This is a genomic window from Psychrobacillus sp. (genome assembly GCF_056205495.1).
In genome coordinates, this window is sequence record NZ_JBAEAP010000301.1 from 1 (window position 1) to 3,590 (window position 3,590).

4 protein-coding genes are annotated in these 3,590 nt (G+C 35.3%); all 4 read left to right on the forward strand.

Annotation, left to right across the window (positions count from 1 at the left end; all coding sequences use genetic code 11):
- Window positions 1-124 precede the first annotated feature (124 nt).
- Window positions 125-712, forward strand: coding sequence for a hypothetical protein (locus tag AC06OU_RS08785; RefSeq protein WP_475855254.1), 588 nt, complete (start codon window positions 125-127; stop codon window positions 710-712).
- Window positions 709-1,431, forward strand: a complete 723-nt coding sequence (locus AC06OU_RS08790) for a hypothetical protein (protein WP_475855256.1) — start codon at window positions 709-711, stop codon at window positions 1,429-1,431. Before AC06OU_RS08785 ends, AC06OU_RS08790 begins: the two co-directional genes overlap by 4 nt.
- A gap of 552 nt (window positions 1,432-1,983) precedes the next feature.
- A complete protein-coding gene (locus AC06OU_RS08795; RefSeq protein ID WP_475855257.1) occupies window positions 1,984-3,033 on the forward strand; it encodes a sensor domain-containing diguanylate cyclase in 1,050 nt (349 codons plus the stop codon).
- A gap of 9 nt (window positions 3,034-3,042) precedes the next feature.
- A partial coding sequence (locus AC06OU_RS08800; protein ID WP_475855259.1) for a prepilin peptidase occupies window positions 3,043-3,590 on the forward strand: 548 nt, incomplete at its 3' end.

Below are 3,590 nucleotides of genomic sequence, written 5' to 3' on the forward strand. Positions count from 1 at the left end.
AAATGGAAGCTAATTTAGTTACCCCTATCCAGTATTATAATAATTCAATGGTAAAGACTACGCATTCCAATTTCAATTCAAGAGATATTCCGCTAATTGGGCTTATTTATAGGGAGGTATAAACATGGTTCCAAAAATAAACCTTTTACCTCAAATGGAGAGAAGAAAAAGTAATTCCATGTTAGTGTTAATAATTGGTATTATTTTAATCGTAACAGTTCTTTTATGGTTTTTTATTCAATACATGAGTTTAAAGGGTGATATAGAGCTTTTAGAAAGTGAAGAAATTTATTCGATAGAAGAAAAGACGGACCTAGCAGATTATATGTCTAATGTGGATCTTTCATCGGAAGGAGATTTCCCTTCCTCTGTAGCTTTTGCAGAAGCTATTTCTTATCCCGTTAGTCCCTTACTTATAGAAGTAGATACGTTAATAGAGGAGCATACTTACTTAAGACAGTATGGATTTTTAGAACAAGGAATGACGCTAATGGTGGATGTAGGAACATTAAGCTCTCTATCTTATTTGGTTACCAATCTGTTAAATAGTGAGTATTTTATAGATGCGAAAATTGAAAGTATCGGTAACTTTAACCCAAGTAATGCTACTGAAAACAATGAAGTACATTTTAATATAATCCCTAGGTATTCAGCTACATTAACTTTAGAAATAGATACAGGTTACATAAGAAATGGGGGTGGAACTCCTTGAATGAATTAGTTAGCAATAAAAGAAACGCTTATTTAATAATAGGGGCCCTTGTCTTGTTATTGTTATTTGCTATCTATTATTTTATTATTTCTCCACTAAAGGATGAAAAATATTCGAAAGAAATATCTGTCGAAGTACTTCAGGGGGAAGTGGCTTCATTAAAAGAACAATATAATTCGTTTCAAGCTTCAGTTGTAAAGGTTGATAATGTATTTGCCTTAGAGTCTAAAGTTCCATACGAACGTGAACTAGATGAACTATTGCTATCTTTAGAGCAAGTGGAATTGATTAGTGATTCTAAGATTGAAGCTATAGAATTTAATAATTATGATGGGATACTTGATCAAATGCAGCTGGAGCTATACCAAGAAGGTAGTATGGAAGAAGACGTAGCTGCTTCAGCAGAGGGTACTGAAGTAGAAGGAGAATCAGACTCAGTAGATAGTACTGAGGAGGCGTTAGAGGAGCCTCCTAGTTCACCTGTAGCTGATGTGCCTTTACCAGCTAATTTGAAGCTTATTACCTTCAATGTATCTGTCCAAACTAAAAATTATGAGCAGTTAGTTCTTTTAATAGAAGAAATTGAAAATTTAGAGCGAGTAGTGAGAGTAGATCAAATTACGATGAATGCTCCTGGCGAACAAGAGCTGCTAAATGAAGAATCACCTACTGCTACCTCAGCTACTATTCAATTGACTACATTCTTTCATAAGGAATGATTCATCTAACATTTAAAATATAACTAGATAGGGAGTCTATCTATGTCGATATCTCAATTGTGTATTTATCTAGCCGTGTATATTATGCCGGCTTTATATTTGTTTGGCTTAGCTTGTGTGGTGCTAATACAGCAGTCCAGGAGATTGGAAAATAGATTGATTACGGCTATTTTAGTGGCCTACAGTTTCCTTTATTTTGGGGAGTTTTTTCGGCACCTGTTACCGATTGAATATAGTTCAACCGTTTCTGGTATTGGTCTTGGTTTAATTGGTTTGTTGGTGGTGTGTCTTACTCTCCATTTGTATATACACGTTTCCAACTTGTACATATATATCCCGCGCATCGTGTATCCTTCCGTCCTTTATGTGCCTTTTTTGATCATGCTAGTGGCTCAAGTTTTACATTGGAGGACCATTCCATTTATTTCACATGAGTCAAGGGGCTTCTGGTACGTGCCTATTTATAATAAGGAATATTATATGGTTTTGACGTCATCCGCTATGTTGAATCTTATAATGGTATTTATTTTAATTATAGGTTTGCGAAAGACCGTGAATTTACAACAACGCAAGCTATTAAAGTTTTTAATGGTTTGTACATTGGTTGTGTTTACTTTAAAGGCTTCTATGGGTTATCTAAATTTCGGTGAACATATACCTCCCTATACATTCCTAATCGAAGGAATTGTTTTCTCAATTTTTATATCTTTTTCCTTCCTGCATAACGATTTACTGCCAAACATCTCTCGGCGGTATCGAACCTTATTTGATATCAGTCCTATCCCAATCATGATATTAGATAATAACTTGGATATTTTAGAAATAAACAAGCAAGGTAAGTTTCTGTTGAATATCAGTGATCCTACGGATATGAATTTGATGAGATATGCGCGAACCAAGCATAATAAAAAGCTTCTCCGGAAACTAATTGAACAACTTCAGCTAAAAGGTACACTACGAGACTATTCTTTGGCGCTAGATAATCTATATCTTGATGGACGAATACACATCTCCATAGATGCCAAGTACGTGGTTACTGGAAAGGAAAAAATCTACTACGCTATGCTTAGAGATGTCACGAGCGAGGTTGAAAAGGAAAAAATGATTATGCATATGGCCTATCATGATGTCTTGACCGATTTACATAATCGAGCTTTTTTTGTCACGCATATTAACAAAAAAATAGTAGAACTGTCGCAGAAGAAAGCTGGAGAGGCATACTTTGTTTTACTAGATTTAAATCAATTTAAGATTATTAACGATAGCTTTGGTCATTCGGTTGGTGATCAAGTCCTGCAGTATACTGCTGAAGTATTAAAAGATGCAACGAATAAAAACGATTTGGTAGCCCGTTTTGGTGGAGATGAGTTTGTTTTATTTTTAGATGACTTTAATACCCGTGAAGACTTTGAAGTATGGCTATCTCGATTAAGAATGACATTTAAGGAAAAAAACTTTATTTATAACGATATCCATATAAAGGTTATACCAAGTATTGGGATAGCCTACTGCCCTCTGCAGGGAGGTTCCTTTGAGGATCTTTTTCATGTAGCTGACCTCAATATGTATGCGGATAAAGAAAGTTTAAAAAGTAGGAAATAAGGTGTTTGAATGGAAATCGTAATCGCAATATTTGTATTTATATATGGTTTAGTGCTTGGTTCTTTTTATAATGTTGTGGGACTAAGAGTGCCTAAAGGTGAATCGATTGTTCGTCCGCCTTCTCATTGCACGATATGTGATCGCAATTTAACGGCTAAAGACTTGGTGCCCGTCTTATCCTATGTTTTTTTGAAGGGAAAGTGCCGCGGATGTGGTACTAAAATCCATTGGGTTTACCCAGTCATCGAGCTAACTACAGGTGTATTATTCACATTTGCATACTTCCAACTAGGTTTTACGTGGGAGTTCTTTGTTTCGCTATTGTTTATTTCTTTATTAATAATCATTACAGTTTCCGATATTGCGTATATGCTCATCCCTGATAAAATACTTTTATTCTTTTTAATTCCACTAATTATTAGTCGCTTTATCTCACCTTTAACTCCTTGGTGGGACAGTGTAGTCGGAGCAATTGTTGGATTTGGAATATTACTCTTAGTCGCTATGGTGTCGAAAGGTGGCATGGGTGGTGGTGATATCAAGCTGTTCTTTGTTAT

Bases quoted from the DNA above. Each gene is read 5' to 3' on its own strand.
- AC06OU_RS08785 (WP_475855254.1), top strand. From the start codon at position 125: ATGGTTCCAAAAATAAACCTTTTACCTCAAATGGAGAGAAGAAAAAGT.